Genomic DNA, 23126 nt, shown 5'->3' with positions numbered 1-23126 from the left:
CTCCAGACCGGGTTGCCAGGGAGTCACTGGGTGGTGAGCAAGCGCGGTGGCAACAGCTACGTGGGCATCGGCCGCAGAGCATACACCAAAGGCTAGCGGGTGACAGCCATGCGCATCTCCTCAACACACGGCAAATGGCATGAAATCACTTTAAGCTAACACTTGTACTCTGAAATGGCGGCAGCTAGAGTGAGCGCAGTTTGGGCAGGAGTATGCAATGAGCAGTGTGACGGATTATTCGCCCCGCGAGGAGCTGGCCAACCGCCTCAGCCACGGCCTGGGGCTGGTGCTGGGGATCCTGGGGTTGGTGTTGTTGTTGAACAAGGGCTGGGCGCAGGGCCCTCAGGCGCTGGTCAGTTACAGCCTCTATGGCGGCAGTCTGGTGCTGCTCTATCTGGCCTCGACCCTCTACCACAGCATGGCGGAAGGGCCGGCCAGACGTTGGTGCAAGGTATTCGACCACTGCGCCATCTATCTGTTGATCGCCGGTACCTATACTCCCTTCCTGCTGGTGGCACTCGACACGCCGCTGGCACAGGGGTTGATGGTGGTGATCTGGGTGCTGGCGCTGGCGGGGGTGGTGTTCAAGCTGCTATTCATCAATCGCTTCAAGAAGCTGTCGCTGTTTACCTACCTGATGCTGGGCTGGCTGTCGTTGCTGGTGGTCTATCAGCTTTATATCCATCTGGAGGGGGAAGGCTTGCTGCTGCTCGGGCTGGGTGGTCTCATCTATAGCCTGGGGGTGATCTTCTATGTGGCCAAACGTATCCCCTACAACCACGCCATCTGGCATCTGTTCGTACTGGGTGGCAGCGTCTGTCACTTTATGGCCATTTATGGCTACGTCGCCTAACTAGCCCTTAATTGGTATTTTTTGCTGCTCAAAAGGATAAATTCGTGCGGTATCACACAGTTGGCCACGGCGTTTGCTGACAAGCTAGGGACAGTTCAATTCGCAAAGGATGCACGAAATGAGTGATATCGCGCTTTCCATCAGCATGTTGTCGCTGGTGGCAGTGCTGGGGCTCTGGCTGGGAAACTGGCGGGTCTATGGCGTCGGTCTCGGGATCGGAGGGGTGCTGTTCGGCGGCATCATAGTGGGCCACTTCGCCGGCCTCTCGGGGCTGGCGCTGGATGAGCAGACCCTGCACTTCATTCAGGAGTTCGGCCTGATCCTGTTTGTCTACACCATCGGCATTCAGGTCGGCCCCGGCTTCTTCTCCTCCCTGCGCAGCTCCGGCCTCAAGCTCAACGGCTTCGCCGCCCTGCTGGTACTGCTTGGCTGCGCCGTGGCGGCCGCCCTGCACCAGCTGTTCGACGTGCCGCTGCCGGTGATCCTGGGGGTCTTCTCCGGCGCCGTGACCAACACCCCTTCTCTCGGTGCCGGCCAGCAGATCCTGGCTGAGCTGGGCGCCGCGCCCGGTTCCACCGGCCTGATGGGGATGGGCTATGCAGTCGCCTATCCGTTCGGCATCTGTGGCATCTTGTTGACCATGTGGTTGATCCGCATGTTCTTTCGGATCAAGATCGACGAAGAAGCAGCCCAGTTTGAACAACAGGCCGGCAAGACCAAGGAGAGTCTGCAGACCATCAACATCGCGGTGCGCAACCCCAACATCCACGGTCTGATGCTGAGCGAGATCCCGAGTCTCGACGAGGCTGACGTCATCTGCTCGCGCCTCAAGCGTGGCGATGAGCTGATGGTGCCGCGGCCGGATTCGCGCATCGAACTGGGCGACCTGCTGCACCTGGTGGGTGAGCGGCACGCCCTGCGCAAGGTGCTGCTGGTGCTGGGGGAGGAGGTAGAGACCTCGCTCTCCACTCGCGGCACCGATCTGCGGGTAGAGCGGGTAGTGGTGACCAACGAGCAGGTGCTCGGCAAGAAGATCCGCGATCTCGACATCAAGCAGAAATATGACGTGGTGATCTCGCGCCTCAACCGGGCCGGTATCGAGCTGGTACCGACCAGCCAGACCAGCCTGCAGTTCGGCGACATCCTCAACCTGGTGGGACGACTCGACGCCATCGAGGCGGTCACCAATGTGGTGGGCAACGTGCAGCAGAAACTGCAGCAGGTGCAGATGCTGCCGGTGTTCATCGGCATCGGCCTTGGCGTGCTGCTCGGATCCATCCCCTTCTATCTGCCCGGGTTCCCGGCCGCACTCAAGCTGGGTCTGGCGGGCGGCCCGCTGGTGGTGGCGCTGATCCTGTCGCGCATCGGCAGCATCGGCAAGCTCTACTGGTTCATGCCCCCCAGTGCCAACCTGGCGCTGCGGGAGATCGGCATAGTGCTGTTTCTGGCGGTGGTGGGCTTCAAGTCCGGCGCCGGCTTCATCGATACCCTGATCAACGGCGATGGTCCGGCCTGGATGATGTATGGGGTGGCGATCACCCTGATCCCGCTGCTAGTGGTCGGTGTGCTGGCCCGTCTGTACGGCAAGATGAACTACCTCACCCTGTGCGGTTTGCTGGCCGGTTCCATGACGGATCCTCCCGCCCTGGCGTTTGCCAACGGCATGCACCCCACCAGTGGTGCCAGTGCCCTGTCGTACGCGACCGTCTATCCGCTGGTGATGTTCCTGCGCATCATCTCACCCCAGTTGCTGGCTATCCTGCTGTGGGCTGGCGCCTGATATGAAGCCCCTGACGGGGGCACTGGCAGTGCTCCCGTCATCAAAGTGCAACACATTGATCATCTTGATTTTATTTTCCATCCCCGCCGTTGTTGACCCTTCTGTTTAACCGACCGTTCCAGCCTCAAATCAGTCTATCCATTCGAATTTTCTAACTGGTTTCCGGCGCCATTCGCGGGCACATTAGACGGTGGAATATTGCATGCCAATAGAGATTCAGGAGAGAACATGAGCAGCCACAATATCGCATTGGATCAGGACGTCGTCGTTACCCAGTTGAAAGGCAAGGTTTACCTGGTGGCCGCTGATGGCAGCCAGAAGCAGCTCGCCGAAGGCGATATCCTGCCCAAGGATGCGGTGCTGATCACTCCTGAAGGCGCCAGCTTCAAAGGCGGCAACCAGACTTTCACCCTGAGCCCGACCAACGAGCAGCAGGTTGAGGATGAAACGTCTCAAGAGCCGCAGCTTGCCCAGAATGTGCCGTCCGGCAATCCCAATGACATCGCGGCCCTGCAGCAGGCCATCCTGGGCGGCGCCGACCCGACCAAGGCATTTGAAGCATCTGCCGCAGGTGGGGCGCCTGCCGCCGGTGGTGGTGGCATTGGTGGCGTGGCTGGCGCCAGTGGCAACGGTGGTTTCGTTACAATCGATCGTACCGGTGATGCCACCATAGCAGCGGCCGGTTTTGATACGGCCAACCAGACCGATGCCGGCGTGATCGCTGATGCACTGCCGGGTGAAGAGAATCGCCTGATTGATCTCGTCCCGCCGGTGATCACCGTCTCCGCACCTGACAATACCAACGACACGACCCCGACCATTACGGGTACCACGGATGCCACCGCCGGCAGTACCGTGACCCTGCTGGTGACCGATGCCAATGGCAACCAGCAAACCCTGATCACCACCGTCAATCCGGATGGCACCTTCAGTGTGGACGTGACCACTCCGCTGGTTGATGGCTCCTACACAGTGACTGCCAGCGTCACCGATCCGGCCGGCAACACCGGCACCGCGACCGATGACGGCAGCGTGGACAGTACCGCGCCCTCGGTACCGCAAGTGGAAATCCAGGACGGCGCGGACAATGTCATCTCCGCCAACGAGCGCGAAAACGGGGTGGATGTCATCATCCGGCTGCCGGGCGATGCCAAGGCTGGCGATCGTCTCGATGTGGACTGGAACGGTGATGGCGTGCCTGACTCCAGCAGAATTCTGACGACCGACGATATCGGCCGCACCCAGGTCACTCTGACCATTCCTACCACGGATCTGCCGGTCAACGGTCCCATCACGGTGGATGCCACCCTGACCGACCCTGTGGGCAACACTTCGCCCAAGGGGACCGACAACAGCGTGGTGAATGCCGCGCCTCTGCCGGGCGACGACCAGTTCACCGTGGCGGAGGAGGGCACCGTCACCATCAATGTGCTTGGCAACGACACGGATGTGGATGGTGATCGCCTCACCATTACCGCCATCAACGGCCAGACCATTGCCGAAGGCGGCACGGTAGCGATCAGCAATGGTTCCGTCACCCTGAGCAATGGCCAGTTGATCTTCACGCCGGCTCCGGATTTCAATGGCAACATCGCGTTTGAATACACCATCACCGATGGCCTGAACAGCGCCACTGGCGGCGTGACCGGGACTGTTACGCCGGTCAACGATGCGGCGGTCATTACCGGTAGCGACACTGGTGCGGTCACCGAAGATGAAACCAACCCGACTTTGACCGAGACTGGCACCCTGAGCGTCACCGACGTGGACGGCGCCGACGAGGCCAAGTTCCTGGCTGGTAACGGCACCCCGAGCGCGGGCGCACTGGGCAGCCTCTCCATCACCGAAGGCGGTACCTGGACCTACAACGTCGACAACAGCAAGGTGCAGTACCTGGGCGAGGGCGAGACCAAGGTCGAGACCTTCACCGTGGCCTCAGTCGATGGCACCACTCACTCCGTCACCATCACCATCACCGGCGTCAACGATGCCGCGGTGATCACCGGTAGCGACACTGGTAGCGTGGTGGAAGACGAAACCAACCCGCTGCTGACCGAGACCGGCACCCTGAGCGTGACCGACGTGGATGGCGCCGACGAGGCCAAGTTCCTGGCTGGCAACGGCACCCCGGGTGCAGGTGCACTGGGTAGCCTCTCCATCACCGAAGGCGGTGCCTGGACCTACAACGTCGACAACAGCAAGGTGCAGTACCTGGGCGAAGGTGAAACCAAGGTCGAGAGCTTTGTGGTCAAGTCCGTGGACGGCACCGAGCATACCGTCACCATCACCATCACCGGCGTCAACGATGCGGCGGTCATTACCGGTAGCGACACTGGTGCGGTCACCGAAGATGAAACCAACCCGACTCTGACCGAGACCGGCACCCTGAGCGTGACCGACGTGGACGGGGCGGATGAAGCCAAGTTCCTGGCCGGCAACGGTGTGGCCAGCACTGGCGCATTGGGCAGCCTGACCATCACCGAAGGCGGTGCCTGGACCTACAACGTCGACAACAGCAAGGTGCAGTACCTGGGCGAGGGCGAGACCAAGGTCGAGACCTTTGTGGTCAAGTCCGTGGATGGCACCGAGCACACCGTCACCATCACCATCACCGGCGTCAACGATGCGGCGGTCATTACCGGTAGCGACACTGGTGCGGTCACCGAAGATGAAACCAACCCGACTCTGACCGAGACCGGTACCCTGAGCGTCACCGACGTGGACGGCGCCGATGAAGCCAAGTTCCTGGCCGGCAACGGCACCCCGAGTGCCGGCGCACTGGGCAGCCTGACCATCACCGAAGGCGGTGCCTGGACCTACAACGTCGACAACAGCAAGGTGCAGTACCTGGGCGAGGGTGAAACCAAGGTCGAGAGCTTCACCGTGCAGTCGGTGGATGGCACCACCCACACCGTCACCATCACCATCACTGGCGTCAACGATGCGGCGGTGATCACCGGTAGCGATACAGGTGCAGTCACCGAAGATGAAACCAACCCGACCCTGACCGAGACCGGCACCCTGAGCGTCACCGACGTGGACGGCGCTGACGAAGCCAAGTTCCTGGCCGGCAACGGCACTCCGAGCGCGGGCGCACTGGGTAGCCTCTCCATCACCGAAGGCGGTGCCTGGACCTACAACGTCGACAACAGCAAGGTGCAGTACCTGGGCGAAGGCGAGACCAAGGTCGAGACCTTTGTGGTCAAGTCCGTGGACGGCACCGAGCACACCGTCACCATCACCATCACCGGCGTCAACGATGCGGCTGTCATTACCGGCACCGACACCGGTGGCGTGGTGGAAGACGAAACCAACCCGACCCTGACCGAGACCGGCACCCTGAGCGTGACCGACGTGGACGGGGCGGATGAAGCCAAGTTCCTGGCCGGCAGCGGCACTCCGAGTGCGGGGGCACTGGGCAGCCTGACCATCACCGAAGGCGGTGCCTGGACCTACAACGTCGACAACAGCAAGGTGCAGTACCTGGGCGAGGGCGAGACCAAGGTCGAGACCTTCACCGTGGCCTCAGTCGATGGCACCACTCACACCGTCACCATCACCATCACCGGCGTCAACGATGCCGCGGTGATCAGCGGTAGCGACACTGGTGCGGTCACCGAAGACGAGACCAACCCGACTCTGACCGAGACCGGCACCCTGAGCGTGACCGACGTGGACGGGGCGGATGAAGCCAAGTTCCTGGCCGGCAACGGCGTGGCCAGTAATGGCGCACTGGGCAGCCTGACCATCACCGAAGGCGGTGCCTGGACGTACAACGTCGACAACAGCAAGGTGCAGTACCTGGGCGAAGGCGAGACCAAGGTCGAGACCTTTGTGGTCAAGTCCGTGGACGGCACCGAGCACACCGTCACCATCACCATCACCGGCGTCAACGATGCGGCTGTCATTACCGGCACCGACACCGGTGGCGTGGTGGAAGACGAAACCAACCCGACCCTGACCGAGACCGGCACCCTGAGCGTGACCGACGTGGACGGGGCGGATGAAGCCAAGTTCCTGGCCGGCAGCGGCACTCCGAGTGCGGGGGCACTGGGTAGCCTGACCATCACCGAAGGCGGCGCCTGGACCTACAACGTCGACAACAGCAAGGTGCAGTACCTGGGCGAAGGTGAGACCAAGGTCGAGACCTTCACCGTGGCCTCAGTCGATGGCACCACTCATACCGTCACCATCACCATCACTGGCGTGAACGACTCTGCCGTGATCGGCGGCACTGACAGCGGTGCAGTTACCGAAGACGAGACCAACCCGACCCTGACCGAGACCGGTACCCTGAACGTCACCGACGTGGATGGCGCCGACGAAGCCAAGTTTGTGGCCGGCAACGGCACCCCGAGTGCAGGGGCACTGGGCAGCCTCTCCATCACCGAAGGCGGTGCCTGGACCTACAACGTCGACAACAGCAAGGTGCAGTACCTGGGCGAGGGCGAGACCAAGGTCGAGACCTTCACCGTGGCCTCAGTCGATGGCACCACTCATACCGTCACCATCACCATCACCGGCGTCAACGATGCGGCGGTCATTACCGGTAGCGATACTGGTGCAGTCACCGAAGATGAAAGCACCCCGCTGCTGACCGAGACCGGCACCCTGAGCGTCACCGACGTGGACGGCGCCGACGAAGCCAAGTTCCAGGCCGGCAACGGCACCCCGAGCGCGGGGGCACTGGGTAGCCTCACCATCACCGAAGGCGGTGCCTGGACTTACAACGTCGACAACAGCAAGGTGCAGTACCTGGGCGAGGGCGAGACCAAGGTCGAGACCTTCACCGTGGCCTCGGTCGATGGCACCACTCACACCGTCACCATCACCATCACTGGCGTCAACGATGCCGCGGTGATCACCGGTAGCGACACTGGTGCAGTCACCGAAGATGAAAGCAACCCGACTCTGACCGAGACCGGTACCCTGAGCGTCACCGACGTGGACGGCGCCGATGAAGCCAAGTTCCTGGCCGGCAACGGCACTCCGAGCGCGGGTGCGCTGGGTAGCCTGACCATCACCGAAGGCGGTGCCTGGACCTACAACGTCGACAACAGCAAGGTGCAGTACCTGGGCGAAGGCGAGACCAAGGTTGAGACCTTCACCGTGGCCTCGGTCGATGGCACCACTCACACCGTCACCATTACCATCACTGGCGTCAACGATGCCGCGGTGATCAGCGGTAGCGACACTGGTGCAGTCACCGAAGATGAAAGCACCCCGCTGCTGACCGAGACCGGCACCCTGAGCGTGACCGACGTGGACGGGGCGGATGAAGCCAAGTTCCTGGCCGGCAACGGCGTGGCCAGTAATGGCGCACTGGGCAGCCTGACCATCACCGAAGGCGGTGCCTGGACCTACAACGTCGACAACAGCAAGGTGCAGTACCTGGGCGAGGGCGAGACCAAGGTCGAGACCTTCACCGTGGCCTCGGTCGATGGCACCACTCACACCGTCACCATTACCATCACCGGCGTCAACGATGCCGCGGTGATCAGCGGTAGCGACACTGGTGCAGTCACCGAAGACGAAACCAACCCGCTGCTGACCGAGACCGGCACCCTGAGCGTGACCGACGTGGACGGCGCCGATGAGGCCAAGTTCCTGGCCGGCAACGGCACCCCGAGTGCGGGCGCACTGGGTAGCCTCTCCATCACCGAAGGCGGTGCCTGGACCTACAACGTCGACAACAGCAAGGTGCAGTACCTGGGCGAGGGTGAAACCAAGGTCGAGAGCTTCACCGTGCAGTCGGTGGATGGCACCACCCACACCGTCACCATCACCATCACTGGCGTCAACGATGCGGCGGTGATCACCGGTAGCGATACAGGTGCAGTCACCGAAGATGAAACCAACCCGACCCTGACCGAGACCGGCACCCTGAGCGTCACCGACGTGGACGGCGCTGACGAAGCCAAGTTCCTGGCCGGCAACGGCACTCCGAGCGCGGGCGCACTGGGTAGCCTCTCCATCACCGAAGGCGGTGCCTGGACCTACAACGTCGACAACAGCAAGGTGCAGTACCTGGGCGAAGGCGAGACCAAGGTCGAGACCTTTGTGGTCAAGTCCGTGGACGGCACCGAGCACACCGTCACCATCACCATCACCGGCGTCAACGATGCGGCTGTCATTACCGGCACCGACACCGGTGGCGTGGTGGAAGACGAAACCAACCCGACCCTGACCGAGACCGGCACCCTGAGCGTGACCGACGTGGACGGGGCGGATGAAGCCAAGTTCCTGGCCGGCAGCGGCACTCCGAGTGCGGGGGCACTGGGTAGCCTGACCATCACCGAAGGCGGCGCCTGGACCTACAACGTCGACAACAGCAAGGTGCAGTACCTGGGCGAAGGTGAGACCAAGGTCGAGACCTTCACCGTGGCCTCAGTCGATGGCACCACTCATACCGTCACCATCACCATCACTGGCGTGAACGACTCTGCCGTGATCGGCGGCACTGACAGCGGTGCAGTTACCGAAGACGAGACCAACCCGACCCTGACCGAGACCGGTACCCTGAACGTCACCGACGTGGATGGCGCCGACGAAGCCAAGTTCCTGGCCGGCAACGGCACCCCGAGTGCCGGCGCACTGGGCAGCCTGACCATCACCGAAGGCGGTGCCTGGACCTACAACGTCGACAACAGCAAGGTGCAGTACCTGGGCGAGGGCGAGACCAAGGTCGAGACCTTTGTGGTCAAGTCCGTGGACGGCACCGAGCACACCGTCACCATCACCATCACCGGCGTCAACGATGCGGCTGTCATTACCGGCACCGACACCGGTGGCGTGGTGGAAGACGAAACCAACCCGACCCTGACCGAGACCGGCACCCTGAGCGTGACCGACGTGGACGGGGCGGATGAAGCCAAGTTCCTGGCCGGCAGCGGCACTCCGAGTGCGGGCGCACTGGGTAGCCTGACCATCACCGAAGGCGGCGCCTGGACCTACAACGTCGACAACAGCAAGGTGCAGTACCTGGGCGAAGGTGAGACCAAGGTCGAGACCTTCACCGTGGCCTCAGTCGATGGCACCACTCATACCGTCACCATCACCATCACTGGCGTGAACGACTCTGCCGTGATCGGCGGCACTGACAGCGGTGCAGTTACCGAAGACGAGACCAACCCGACCCTGACCGAGACCGGTACCCTGAACGTCACCGACGTGGATGGCGCCGACGAAGCCAAGTTTGTGGCCGGCAACGGCACCCCGAGTGCAGGGGCACTGGGCAGCCTCTCCATCACCGAAGGCGGTGCCTGGACCTACAACGTCGACAACAGCAAGGTGCAGTACCTGGGCGAGGGCGAGACCAAGGTCGAGACCTTCACCGTGGCCTCAGTCGATGGCACCACTCATACCGTCACCATCACCATCACCGGCGTCAACGATGCGGCGGTCATTACCGGTAGCGATACTGGTGCAGTCACCGAAGATGAAAGCACCCCGCTGCTGACCGAGACCGGCACCCTGAGCGTCACCGACGTGGACGGCGCCGACGAAGCCAAGTTCCAGGCCGGCAACGGCACCCCGAGCGCGGGGGCACTGGGTAGCCTCACCATCACCGAAGGCGGTGCCTGGACTTACAACGTCGACAACAGCAAGGTGCAGTACCTGGGCGAGGGCGAGACCAAGGTCGAGACCTTCACCGTGGCCTCGGTCGATGGCACCACTCACACCGTCACCATCACCATCACTGGCGTCAACGATGCCGCGGTGATCACCGGTAGCGACACTGGTGCAGTCACCGAAGATGAAAGCAACCCGACTCTGACCGAGACCGGTACCCTGAGCGTCACCGACGTGGACGGCGCCGATGAAGCCAAGTTCCTGGCCGGCAACGGCACTCCGAGCGCGGGTGCGCTGGGTAGCCTGACCATCACCGAAGGCGGTGCCTGGACCTACAACGTCGACAACAGCAAGGTGCAGTACCTGGGCGAAGGCGAGACCAAGGTTGAGACCTTCACCGTGGCCTCGGTCGATGGCACCACTCACACCGTCACCATTACCATCACTGGCGTCAACGATGCCGCGGTGATCAGCGGTAGCGACACTGGTGCAGTCACCGAAGATGAAAGCACCCCGCTGCTGACCGAGACCGGCACCCTGAGCGTGACCGACGTGGACGGGGCGGATGAAGCCAAGTTCCTGGCCGGCAACGGCGTGGCCAGTAATGGCGCACTGGGCAGCCTGACCATCACCGAAGGCGGTGCCTGGACCTACAACGTCGACAACAGCAAGGTGCAGTACCTGGGCGAGGGCGAGACCAAGGTCGAGACCTTCACCGTGGCCTCGGTCGATGGCACCACTCACACCGTCACCATTACCATCACCGGCGTCAACGATGCCGCGGTGATCAGCGGTAGCGACACTGGTGCAGTCACCGAAGACGAAACCAACCCGCTGCTGACCGAGACCGGCACCCTGAGCGTGACCGACGTGGACGGCGCCGATGAGGCCAAGTTCCTGGCCGGCAACGGCACCCCGAGTGCCGGCGCACTGGGCAGCCTGACCATCACCGAAGGCGGTGCCTGGACCTACAACGTCGACAACAGCAAGGTGCAGTACCTGGGCGAGGGCGAGACCAAGGTTGAGACCTTCACCGTGGCCTCGGTCGATGGCACCACCCACACCGTGACCATCACTATCACTGGCGTGAACGATGGTGCTGTGGTGGCGGGGGATGACCTGGGTGCTGTGACCGAAGATCTGAACGTGGTGGGTGGCAAGCTGAGCGACAGCGGCGTGCTGACCATCAGCGATGCGGATCAGGGTCAGGCCAAGTTCGTGGCCGGCAACGGCACCCCGAGCACGGGGGCACTGGGCAGCCTCTCCATCACCGAGACCGGTACCTGGAGCTACAACGTCGACAACAGCAAGGTGCAGTACCTGGGCCTGGGCGAGACCCGGGTTGAGAGCTTCACCGTGCAGTCGGTGGATGGCACCACCCACACCGTGACCATCACTATCACTGGCGTGAACGATGGTGCTGTGGTGGCGGGGGATGACCTGGGTGCTGTGACCGAAGATCTGAACGTGGTGGGTGGCAAGCTGAGCGACAGCGGCGTGCTGACCATCAGCGATGCGGATCAGGGTCAGGCCAAGTTCGTGGCCGGCAACGGCACCCCTAGCACGGGGGCACTGGGTAGCCTCTCCATCACCGAGACCGGTACCTGGACCTACAACGTCGACAACAGCAAGGTGCAGTACCTGGGCCTGGGCGAGACCCGGGTTGAGAGCTTCACCGTCAAGAGTGTCGATGGCACCACCCACACCGTGACCATCACCATCACTGGTGTGAATGATGGTGCTGTGGTGGCGGGGGATGACCTGGGTGCTGTGACCGAAGATCTGAACGTGGTGGGTGGCAAGCTGAGCGACAGCGGCGTGCTGACCATCAGCGATGCGGATCAGGATCAGGCCAAGTTCGTGGCCGGCAACGGCACCCCGAGCACGGGGGCACTGGGCAGCCTCTCCATCACCGAGACCGGTACCTGGAGCTACAACGTCGACAACAGCAAGGTGCAGTACCTGGGCCTGGGCGAGACCCGGGTTGAGAGCTTCACCGTGCAGTCGGTGGATGGCACCACCCACACCGTGACCATCACTATCACTGGCGTGAACGATGGTGCTGTGGTGGCGGGGGATGACCTGGGGGCAGTGACCGAAGACCTGAACGTGGTGGGTGGCAAGCTGAGCGACAGCGGCGTGCTGACCATCAGCGATGCGGATCAGGGTCAGGCCAAGTTCGTGGCCGGCAACGGCACCCCGAGCACGGGGGCACTGGGCAGCCTCTCCATCACCGAGACCGGTACCTGGAGCTACAACGTCGACAACAGCAAGGTGCAGTACCTGGGCCTGGGCGAGACCCGGGTTGAGAGCTTCACCGTGCAGTCGGTGGATGGCACCACCCACACCGTGACCATCACTATCACTGGCGTGAACGATGGCGCCGTGGTGGCGGGGGATGACCTGGGTGCTGTGACCGAAGATCTGAACGTGGTGGGTGGCAAGCTGAGCGACAGCGGCGTGCTGACCATCAGCGATGCGGATCAGGGTCAGGCCAAGTTCGTGGCCGGCAACGGCACCCCTAGCACGGGGGCACTGGGCAGCCTCTCCATCACCGAGACCGGTACCTGGACCTACAACGTCGACAACAGCAAGGTGCAGTACCTGGGCCTGGGCGAGACCCGGGTTGAGAGCTTCACCGTCAAGAGTGTCGATGGCACCACCCACACCGTGACCATCACCATCACTGGTGTGAATGATGGTGCTGTGGTGGCGGGGGATGACCTGGGGGCAGTGACCGAAGACCTGAACGTGGTGGGTGGCAAGCTGAGCGACAGCGGCGTGCTGACCATCAGCGATGCGGATCAGGGTCAGGCCAAGTTCGTGGCCGGCAACGGCACCCCGAGCGCGGGCGCACTGGGCAGTCTCTCCATCACCGAGACCGGTATCTGGAGCTACAACGTCGACAACAGCAAGGTGCAGTACCTGGGCCAAGGTGAGACCCGTATTGAAACCTTCACCGTCAAGAGTGTCGATGGCACCAGCCATACCGTCTCGGTCACCATCACCGGCACCAACGATGCACCGACCCTGAGTATCGACAAGGGGGCCGTGGTCTCCGAAGAGGGGCTGGCCGGCGGCATTGCCGATACGGCAGGCAGCAGCGATACCACCGACAGCGTGGCCGCCAGCGGCAAGATCACGGTCGGCGATGTCGACAGCCAGGATACGCTCACTATCAGCCTGAACGGGCCGGCTGGCCTGACGGCTGGCGGTGCCGCGGTGCAGTGGAGCTGGAATGCCGCCACCAAGGTGTTGACCGGTTATACCGGTACACCGGGCGGCGCCGACTACAAGGCGGTCATGGATGTGAAGCTGACCGCGCCCGCCGGCAACGGCAAGGGCGACTGGAGTTATGACGTGACGCTCAAGGCCCCGCTTGATCACCCGGTCAAGGGCAGTGAAGACGTACTCAACTTCCAGATTGGTGTGACCGTCTCGGATGGCAAGACCACCACCACTGGCAGCCTGCCCATCTCGGTCGAGGATGACTCGCCGGTGGCCGGTGACATGGCGGCCGTCTCCGTCATCAAGACCAACATCCCGGATACTCTGACCGGCCTGTTTGATCTGACCAAGTACAGTGGCAGCAACCAGACGACCCTGAACGTGAGCGGTTTCAGCATCACGGCGCTGGGCTTTACCTCGTCGACCAACTCGGCCCTGATCACCGCCAATGTCAACGGTTCCAGCTCCGGTCTGGGGGTTTCCAGCGTCGGTTCACCGAACCACAACCTCGCCAACGAGGTGGACTTCCGCCACTTTGCCAACGGTACTTCTGCTTCCGAGCAGCTGATCGTCAAGCTGGATGCGGGCAAGGTAGCCTATGGCGCCAACATCAAGTTCAGCCAGATGTTCGGTGGCGAGCTGGAGAGCGGCGTGGTCGAGTTCTACCGCGGCGGCGTGCTGATCGGTACCCAGACCTTCAGCTCCAACGCGGCAGGTGGCGACTATGCCGGCAACTTCCAGGTGCAGCAGGGCGGCTTCGATACCATGGTCATCAAGGCCACCAACAATGGTAACGGCCTCTATGCCGACAACAGCGACTTCACCGTGAAGAGCATCGAGTTCCTCGGTGCCACCACGGCGCCGGCTATCGCCTACGGTTCCGGCACGGTCACTCCGCAGTGGGGTGCCGACGGCAAGGGCTACATGCAGCTGGTCGGTTCTACCGAGACCGGGCTGACCACGGCGACCGGCAAGCTGATCACCACCACGATGGAATCGGCCAATACCCTGGTCGGCAAGGCCAGCGATGGTACCCTGGTGTTCCGTCTGGAATTTACCCCGGCCACCGGCAAGTGGGAGTTCTTCCAGTATCAGAACATGTCCAAGCCGCTGGGAGATGGCGACATCGACTTCCAGATCAAGGTGGTGGATGGCGACGGCGACTACAGCCTGGGCTCTTTCGCAACCAAGCCGCTGTTTACGCCCATCGTACAGTCGGTCTCCAGCGAGAGCGCGGCCGAAGGCGGCAACCTGCTGCACACGGTGACGCTCTCTGATGCGACCCAGGAAGCGACCCAGTATGACTTCGGCATCAAGGGCAGCGGTACCAACCCGGCTTCCAGCCTTGACTGGGGTACTGCCCAGTTCAGCAACGGGGTGACCTACAACAGCGCCACCGGCAAGATCACCGTGCCGGCCGGGGTGTCGGGCTTTACCGTGACCATCCCGACGGTGGACGATCGTCTGGTCGAAGCGAATGAAACCTTGACCGTGACCGTGGGTGGTCAGAACGGCATCGGTACCATCATCGACAACGATCGTGCGCCGGTGACCACGGGTGGCTACAGTGCCGGCAAGGAAGACACGCCGTTGGTGCTGAAGTGGGCCCAGTTTGGTGCCAGCGATGATCAGGCCGCTTCTGACCTGAGCGTGCAGATCAACACCCTGCCGCTGAACGGCAAGCTGGAGTACCTGAACGCAGCCGGCCAGTGGATTGCGGTGAAGGTGGGGGATCTTGTCTCCTACGCCGATATCGACAGCGGCCACCTGCGCTTCGTGCCGGGCCTCAACGAGTCGAGCACCAATGCCAGCAACGGCAATGGCGTCGTGACCGGCAACCTGCAGGGTGATTACGCCAGCTTTGGTTACCAGATCAGCGATGGCGCCAACCTGAGCAACAGCGGCAAGCTGGTGATCGATATCACGGCGGTCGCGGACAAGCCGGTGGTCGACATCAGCCTGACGGGCAACGGCGTCCCGCTTTATACCCAGTACCCGTCGTCTGGCATCTCCACCGGGGCGTTCCAGAGCGGCAGCTTCAACAAGGGCAACTTTGGCATCACCAGCAGCTTTACCGACAGCACCACCACCCAGGACAGCGTGGTGGGGACCAGCGGCAACGACTACATCGTCAGCGTGAAGGGGGGCGGCGATTACTTCGTCGGCGGTGCGGGCAATGATGTATTGGTCGGCGGCAACTCGGTCTCCGGCGATACCCTCGACGGCGGCACCGGCAACGACATCCTGGTGGCCGGACTGGGTGGCGACACCCTGTTTGGTGGCGCCGGTACCGACCTGGCCGTACTGATGGGCTCGCGTGCCAACTATGTCATCGAGCGCAGAAGTGACGGCGGTTTCAATTTCTTGGTGAAGGAGAACGGTGTCACCATCAGCAAGTCGCTCTACGACATCGAGCTGGTGCAGTTTGATGACGGCATCTACCAGTTCAACCAGACCGACGGCACCCTGACGGCGGTACAGCCGAGCGTGGTGGATTACCCGTTCGAGATCAGCGCTTCCCTGACCGACCGGGATGGTAGCGAGCAGTTCGACAGCCTGGTGCTGACTGGCATGCCGACGGGGTCGACTCTGTATCAGGGTTCCACCGTGCTCGGCACCGTGGGGGCAGATGGCAAGCTGACGCTGACCGGTCTGTGGAACCAGAGCGCGCTGGACGTCAAGCTGACCGGTCTGACCCTGCGGGTGCCGGGCAGCAGTGCCGGCCAGTTCGACCTCAAGGTAGAAGCCATTGCCAAGGAAGTGGCGACCGATCAGACTAGCAGTGCATCGGATCAGGACTCGATCCGCATGAGCTACTTCCTTTCCACCGAAGGGGAGCCGGGCGATCAGAACCGCACCTATGGCAACGAGCACAATATCGTGGTCGGGGATCTGGATGGCAGCGTGGTACTGCCGGGCCAGAACTACAACATCGCCTTCATGGTCGACAGCTCGGGCAGTATCGGCAGCAGCGCCATGAACACCATCAAGAGCCAGCTGGCACAGGTGTTCTCCAGCCTCAAGGCGAGCGCCGGCACCGATGGCGCCGGGACGGTCAACATCTTCCTGGTGGACTTCGACACCCTGGCCAACAAGTCGGTCAGCGTGAACCTGAAGGACAGCAACGCCCTGAGCCAGCTGCAAGCCATTCTCGACAGCATGGATGGCAGCACCAACAGCGGTGGTGGCACCAACTACGAGGATGTGTTCAAAACCACGGCCAACTGGTTCAACAGCTCGACCGTACAGGGTAATACCAATGCCAAGAACCTGACCTACTTCATTACCGATGGTCAGCCGACCTTCTATCTGGAGAATGAGGGTAGTGACCCCATGATCCGTGACCGCAGTGGCACAGTGAATGATGTTTACCTGAGCAATGTCATTGGTACTAGCTACACCTACGGCCAAACATACTCGGTGAATGGTCGGACGGTAGTTAACGGCAACGGGGTGGTTTATGACTACAACGGCAACCAGATTGGCTATATGAGACCAGATGGCGCCGGGCGCTATGTCTATGCGACTTTGGCGGGTACGGGCAACTCTACCAGCAGTACCACTATCGCCAACTCGGTTGCCGGTTTTGGCTTGCTGACGGGCATGGGGGTCACGGTGGAAGCGATCGGACTGGGGGCCAACATCTCCTACAACGATCTCAAGTCCTACGACTCTGACGGCGTCATCATGACAGGTGTCAACGCCAGCGACCTGGCCAACGCCATTCTGGGTACCTCGGTGAACAACCTGCCGGGCAGCGACAGGATCGATGGCGGTGCCGGTGACGACATCCTGTTCGGTGATGCCATCCACTTCGCCGGCATCAACGGTGAAGGTTACGCGGCCATCAAGCAGTATGTGGCCGGCAAGCTCAGCGCAGGCTCGGTGACCGATGCCCAGGTCCATGACTACATCACGGATCATGCCAGCGAGTTCGATCAGTCCTCCAACAACGACAAGGCGGATGTGCTGATCGGCGGCGATGGCAACGACATTCTGTTCGGTCAGGGGGGCGATGACTTCCTGTTCGGCGGTGCCGGCAACGACATCCTGTTCGGTGGTGCCGGCAACGACACCCTGTACGGCGAGAGCGGCAACGATACCCTGTACGGCGGCAGCGGCAACGACACCCTGTACGGCGGTAGCGGTGACGATACCCTGAGCGGTGGTCTGGGCAATGACATCCTGGTCGGCGGGCTTGGCAATGACATCCTCAAGGGGGATGGCGGCGCCGATACCTTCACCTGGCTGCAGGGCGATACCGCTGCGGGCAGCGTGGCCAAGGATTACGTGGTCGACTTCTCCAAGGCGGAAGGTGACAAGCTGGATCTGAGCGACCTGCTGGATCACGATGGTTCTCGCAACCAGAACGATCTGAAGAGCCTGCTCTCTGTCTTCCAGGACAGCGAAGGGGTTCACCTGCAGGTCAAGGAGAGCAGCGCCGCCCCCGTGACCCAGGAGATAGTGCTGATGAACCACACGTTCGACAGCCTCACCGGCAGCGCATCGGCCACCTCGTCCCAGGTGATCGACTACATGCTGAACAACAACATGCTGGATATCGACAAGTAATCCGGTCGACCCCAGGCAAAAAGCGGCAGATTCATCTGCCGCTTTTTTTATGTCATGGGATGGAAGGGGGCGCTGATTTTCATCGGATAATCAGGGCCGTATCACCGTCGCCAGAGGATTGTGAGCGAATGGTTACTGACAATCTTGAAGAGAGCCCGGCCGCGAGCCGGGTCTCGCTTTTTTTTATCAAGTTCCTGCATCATCTGGCCGACATAGGATAAGAATACGGGTCGTGTTGGGATTCTGACCCTTCTATACTATGGCGAGACTCGGGCAACGGACGTAAGGGCTTTATATGGCGAGCATATTGGATTCAGTGGACCAACGTACCCAGCTGGTAGGGGAGAACCGCCTGGAGCTGTTGATGTTCCGTTTGGGATCCCAACAGTTGTTTGCTATCAACGTGTTCAAGGTGCGGGAAGTGGTCAAGCTGCCCCATCTCAACAAGATGCCGGGAGCGCACCACAACATCAGCGGGGTGGCCAACATCCGTGGCACCTCGATCCCGGTGATCAACCTGCGCAGCGCCATCGGCATGCGCCCCATGCCCATCGATGCCGAGTCCAACCTGATCATTACCGAATACAACCGCACCATTCAGGGCTTTCTGGTGGGGCAGGTGGCCAACATCGTCAACATGACTTGGAAGGACATACTGCCGCCGCCGCGTTCCGCCGGGCGGGCGAACTACCTGACCGCCATCACTCGCATTCCCGAGGACGGCATCGATCAGATCGTCGAGATCATCGACGTGGAGAAGGTGCTGGCCGAGATCATCACCTATGACATCCGCATCTCGGAAGAGGTGCTGGATCGGGAGATCCTGCCGGAAATGCACGGCCGCAAGGTGCTCATCGTCGATGACTCCAGCACGGCCCGCAACCTGGTGCGCGAAACCCTGGGCCAGCTGGGTCTGGAGGTGATCGAGTGCCAGGATGGCCTGCAGGCGCTTAACTTGCTCAAGGGGTGGTGCGATGCGGGCAAGAAGGTGACCGACGAGATCCTGCTGATGATCACCGATGCCGAGATGCCGGAGATGGACGGCTACCGGTTGACCCACGAAATTCGCAGCGATGCCCGCATGTCCGATCTCTTCATCACCCTCAACACCTCGCTGAGCGGCAACTTCAACGAGGCCATGGTCAAGAAGGTGGGCTGTGATCGATTCATCTCCAAGTTCCAGCCAGACCTGCTGGTCGGGGTGGCCCAGGAGCGGTTGCGCCAGATCCTGGAACGCTGAGACAGGAGCAATAAACATCCCGCCTTGGCGGGATTTTTATTGGGGTTGGAGCCCGGAAGATAGGCAAGGCCATGACACCGGGATCACTGGGTCAGCAGCGGCTCGATGAAGCTGGCCACCCGGTCGCGGATCTGCGGCTGGGCGGCGGCGGTGGGGTGGATGCCATCGTTCATCATGAGTTCAGGGCGCAGCGCAATATCATCCATGAAGAAGGGCATCAGCGGCAGCTGATTGGCGCTGGCCAGTTCCGGGAAGATCTGCTCGAACTGGCGCAGGTAGCGCGCGCCGTAGTTGCGCGGCAGCTGGATCTGGGTCAGCACGGTTTTTACCTGTTGCGCCTTGGTCAGCGCCACCATCCTGGTGAGATTGTCCCGGGTAATGGCCGGCGCGAACCCGCGCAGCCCGTCGTTGCCACCCAGCTCGATCAGCACCCAGTCCGGTTGATGTTCCTTGAGCAGGGCCGGCAATCTGGCCAGCGCCCCTTGCGTAGTTTCACCACTGATGCTGGCATTGATAAGCTGATGTTTACCCCCCTGCTGCTGCCATTTCTGATTGAGCAGCGCAGGCCAGCTCTGCTCCGCCGGCATCTGATAACCTGCACTCAGGCTGTCGCCCAGTACCAGCAGGGTCTGGGCCTGCACCGATGACACCAGGCAGCACAAGGCAAACAGGAAACGCGTCATGAATTCAACTCCCATTATCAACGTCAAGGGCCTGGGCAAGACAGTGCGCCTGGGCCAGGAAAGCCTCACCATCCTTGAAGGGATCGACCTGCAAGTCAATAGCGGCGAAACGGTGGCGCTGGTCGGCGCCTCCGGCTCCGGCAAGTCCACCCTGCTGGGGCTGCTGGCCGGGCTGGATCTGCCGAGCCAGGGAGATATCGAGATCCTCGGCCAGTCGTTGTTGCAGCTGGACGAGGAGGGGCGTGCCCGGCTGCGGGCCGAGCAGGTGGGCTTTGTGTTCCAGTCCTTCCTGCTGCTGCCCACCCTGAGCGCGCTGGAGAACGTCATGCTGCCTGCCGAGCTGCGTGGCGAGACCCGCTGCGAGCCGCGGGCTCGCGAGCTGCTGGCGGCGGTCGGCCTCGGCGAACGGCTGCACCATCTGCCGCCGCGCCTCTCCGGCGGTGAACAGCAGCGGGTCGCCATTGCCCGGGCCTTCATGACCCGGCCCAGCCTGCTGCTGGCCGATGAACCCACCGGCAACCTCGACAGCAAGACCGGGGAGCGGGTGATCGAGCTATTGTTCGAGCTCAACCGCGAGCATGGCACCACGCTCGTGGTGGTGACCCATGATCACGAGCTGGCTCAGCGTTGCCAGCGACAGCTGGTGATGGCGGCGGGCCGACTGGCGGCGGCTGTGTCAGCATCCGAAGCCGCCTCTGCAGCAAGAGTCAGGGAGCTGTCATGAGTCAGTGGCGACTGGGATTCAAATTATTGCGCAGGGAAGGATTCAACGGCGAGCTGCGCTGGTTCGTGCTGGCGCTGGCGCTGAGTGTGGCCTGTGTGCTGAGTGTGGCCCTGGTGGCGGATCGGCTGGATGCCGGGCTCAAAGCCTCCGGCCGCGACTTTATCGGTGCCGACCGGGCGCTGCGCTCGGCCACGCCGGCGCCGGCCGCCTGGCTCGAGCAGGCGGCAAAAACGGGCCTGGCGGTGCAGACCACGGTCAGCTTCAACAGCATGCTGTTTCATGGCGATGCCCTGCAACTGGCGTCCATCCGCGCCGTGCCTGAGGATTTCCCCTTCTACGGCAAGCTGGAGCTGAGCCCCCAGCGGGCGCCGGCACCCGGCGAGATCTGGCTCTCCGCCCGGGTGATGCAACTGCTGGCGGCCAAGCCGGGGGATGAGCTGGAAGTGGGCAATACGGTGCTCAAGGTGGCGGGGGTACTGGGTCAGGAGCCGGATCAGGGCTTCAGCCCCTTCCTGCTGGCGCCACGGGCGCTGATCCACAGTGCCGATGTGGAGGCGACCGGTGCCCTGCTGCCGGGCAGCCGCCAGCAGTGGCGCTACCTGTTCAAGGGCAGCCGCGAGCAGGTGGCCGACTATGAACGCTGGCTCAAACCCAGACTCAAGGCGGGACAGAAGCTGATCAAGCCGGACGACCAGGGCTCCCAGGTGGGCCGCTCGCTGGCCAATGCCGAGCGTTTCTTCCGGCTCGCCTCCCTGGCGGGAGTGCTGCTGGGGGCGCTGGCCATGGGCATCGCGGTGCGTCACTTCGCCGAGCGCCAGACCAACATGGTGGCGCTGCTCAAGACGCTCGGCGCGTCGCGGCGCTCGCTCTGGCAGTTGATGGGCACCCTGCTGCTGTCGCTGACGCTGGTCGGCGCCTTGCTCGGTCTGGTGGCGGGCAGCGCCATGCAGTGGCTGACCCTGCATCTGCTGGGCAACCTGCTGCCAGCTGATCTACCTCCGCCGTCGTGGCGACCCTTTGCACTGGGGTTGGCGGTGGCCTTCTTCATCACCCTGCTGCTGGCCTTCGTGCCCTTCCTGCGCCTGCTCAAGGTGCCGCCGCTGCGGGTTCTGCGGCGCGAGCTGGAGGCGGGGATCCCGCCCTGGCTGGCGTTGCCGGTGGCGCTGCTCGGCCTGTTTGGGTTGGTATGGGGCTTCACCGCCGATGCGACCCTGGCGCTGGGGCTGATCGGCGGCATGGGCTTACTGATGGGGCTGCTGGCGCTGATCGCCTCCTTGCTGCTGCGGCTGGGGCGTCGGGTGCAGGGGCCCCACGCACTGCGGCTGGCCATCAGCCATCTCTCCCGCGAGCGGGGCAGCGGTCTGTTCCAGCTGGCGGGCTTTGCGCTGGCACTCATGCTGTTCGGTCTGCTGTGGGCGGCGCGGGTCGACCTGCTCGGCGAGTTCTCGGCTAGGCTGCCGGCAGATGCCCCCAACCGCTTCCTGGTCAACGTGGCAGACGGGGAGCGGGGGGGGATCCTGGCCGATCTGCGCCAGGCGGGGGCCGTGACCTCGGACTTCTACCCCATGGTGCGCGGCCGGCTGGTTAGCATCGCCAGCGAGGCGGTGCGCGACACGGATGAAGATGGCCGCGAAGGGGTCAATCGCGAGCTCAACTTCACCACCACCGCCACCCTGCCGCCGGACAATACCCTGACCGCAGGGCGCTGGCTGGATGGCCCCGGCCAGGTATCGGTAGACAAGGATCTGGCCAAACGGCTCGACATCGCCCTCGGCGACACCCTGGGCTTTACCATCGAGGGGCACAGCTTCAAGGCGCAGGTGACCAGCCTGCGGGCCATCAAGTGGGACAACATGCGGCCCAATTTCTACATGATCTTCTCGCCGGATGTGCTGGCTCCCTTCTCCCAGACCTGGCTCGGCAGCTATCGTCTGCCGGAGCAGGGGCGGGTGGCCGAAGTGGAGCTGATCCGCCGACACCCCACGGTGAGCCTGATCGATGTGGACGATTTGATCGTGCGGCTGACGGCGGTGTCGGATCAGGTGAGCCGCGCGCTGGGGCTGATGCTGGGGTTGGTGACGGTGGCGGCGCTGCTGGTGCTGCTGACCCAGACCCAGGCCAGCATGGCTCATCGGCGCCGGGAGCTGCTGCTGATGCGCACCCTGGGGGCCGGCAGCGAGCTGCTCCGGAAGATGCTGCGCTGGGAGCTGGTTGCCAGCGGCCTGCTGGCGGGGCTGTGCGCCGCCATGGTGGTCGAACTCTGCTCCCTCGGCCTGCAGTGGTGGTGGTTCGAGGGGCAGTGGCAGTTCCACTGGGCCATCTGGATTGGTCTGCCGTTACTGGGGGCCGTGCTGGTGACGCTGGCGGGGCAGGGCATGCAGCGCCAGCTGCTGGCGGGCACCCTGAGCGATCGGCTGCGTGGATTGGGGCAGGGCCTGCTCTGATCACCGCATCCTGTGCGGATGCCGCAAGGC

7 protein-coding genes are annotated in these 23126 nt (G+C 62.8%); 6 read left to right on the top strand and 1 reads right to left on the bottom strand.

Annotation, left to right across the window (positions count from 1 at the left end; genetic code table 11):
* The first annotated feature begins 217 nt into the window (after nt 1-217).
* The 4 genes from trhA (at nt 218) to AHA_RS17640 (ending at nt 19245) form a co-directional block, all read left to right on the top strand.
* Nucleotides 218-853 (top strand): PAQR family membrane homeostasis protein TrhA, encoded by a 636-nt coding sequence (gene trhA / locus AHA_RS17655; RefSeq protein ID WP_011707242.1) that lies wholly within the window; start codon nt 218-220, stop codon nt 851-853.
* Between the two features lie 118 nt (nt 854-971).
* Nucleotides 972-2633 carry a putative transporter gene (locus AHA_RS17650; protein ID WP_011707241.1) on the top strand — a complete coding sequence of 554 codons (1662 nt, stop codon included), beginning with the start codon at nt 972-974 and terminating at the stop codon, nt 2631-2633.
* Nucleotides 2634-2861: 228 nt separating this feature from the next.
* Nucleotides 2862-18005, top strand: coding sequence for a large RTX adhesin AhLap (gene lap-Ah / locus AHA_RS17645; protein WP_011707240.1), 15144 nt, complete (start codon nt 2862-2864; stop codon nt 18003-18005).
* A gap of 295 nt (nt 18006-18300) precedes the next feature.
* On the top strand, nt 18301-19245 hold the full coding sequence (locus tag AHA_RS17640) for a chemotaxis protein CheV (RefSeq protein WP_011707239.1): 945 nt from the start codon (nt 18301-18303) through the stop codon (nt 19243-19245).
* A gap of 83 nt (nt 19246-19328) precedes the next feature.
* Here AHA_RS17640 and AHA_RS17635 read toward each other — a convergent pair whose 3' ends face one another.
* A complete protein-coding gene (locus AHA_RS17635) occupies nt 19329-19928 on the bottom strand; it encodes an arylesterase (protein ID WP_011707238.1) in 600 nt (199 codons plus the stop codon).
* Here AHA_RS17635 and AHA_RS17630 point away from each other — a divergent pair.
* Both AHA_RS17630 and AHA_RS17625 read left to right on the top strand, forming a co-directional pair.
* Nucleotides 19927-20652: an ABC transporter ATP-binding protein gene (locus tag AHA_RS17630; protein ID WP_011707237.1), complete on the top strand. Its 726-nt coding sequence runs from the start codon at nt 19927-19929 to the stop codon at nt 20650-20652. The genes AHA_RS17635 and AHA_RS17630 overlap by 2 nt on opposite strands.
* Nucleotides 20649-23096 carry an ABC transporter permease gene (locus AHA_RS17625; protein WP_011707236.1) on the top strand — a complete coding sequence of 816 codons (2448 nt, stop codon included), beginning with the start codon at nt 20649-20651 and terminating at the stop codon, nt 23094-23096. The genes AHA_RS17630 and AHA_RS17625 overlap by 4 nt, the downstream gene beginning before the upstream one ends.
* Nucleotides 23097-23126: the final 30 nt, after the last annotated feature.

Source organism: Aeromonas hydrophila subsp. hydrophila ATCC 7966, from assembly GCF_000014805.1.
In the GTDB taxonomy this organism is placed as follows: Bacteria; Pseudomonadota; Gammaproteobacteria; order Enterobacterales; family Aeromonadaceae; genus Aeromonas; species Aeromonas hydrophila.
The sequence above is the reverse complement of the archived record's forward strand: the minus strand, read 5'-3'. Positions and strand labels throughout refer to the sequence as shown.

Excerpts from the sequence above, each read along its gene's own strand:
- trhA (WP_011707242.1), top strand. The coding sequence starts at position 218 with ATGAGCAGTGTGACGGATTATTCGCCCCGCGAGGAGCTGGCCAACCGC.
- AHA_RS17650 (WP_011707241.1), top strand. The coding sequence starts at position 972 with ATGAGTGATATCGCGCTTTCCATCAGCATGTTGTCGCTGGTGGCAGTG.
- lap-Ah (WP_011707240.1), top strand. The coding sequence starts at position 2,862 with ATGAGCAGCCACAATATCGCATTGGATCAGGACGTCGTCGTTACCCAG.
- AHA_RS17640 (WP_011707239.1), top strand. The coding sequence starts at position 18,301 with ATGGCGAGCATATTGGATTCAGTGGACCAACGTACCCAGCTGGTAGGG.
- AHA_RS17630 (WP_011707237.1), top strand. The coding sequence starts at position 19,927 with ATGAATTCAACTCCCATTATCAACGTCAAGGGCCTGGGCAAGACAGTG.
- AHA_RS17635 (WP_011707238.1), bottom strand. The coding sequence starts at position 19,928 with ATGACGCGTTTCCTGTTTGCCTTGTGCTGCCTGGTGTCATCGGTGCAG.
- AHA_RS17625 (WP_011707236.1), top strand. The coding sequence starts at position 20,649 with ATGAGTCAGTGGCGACTGGGATTCAAATTATTGCGCAGGGAAGGATTC.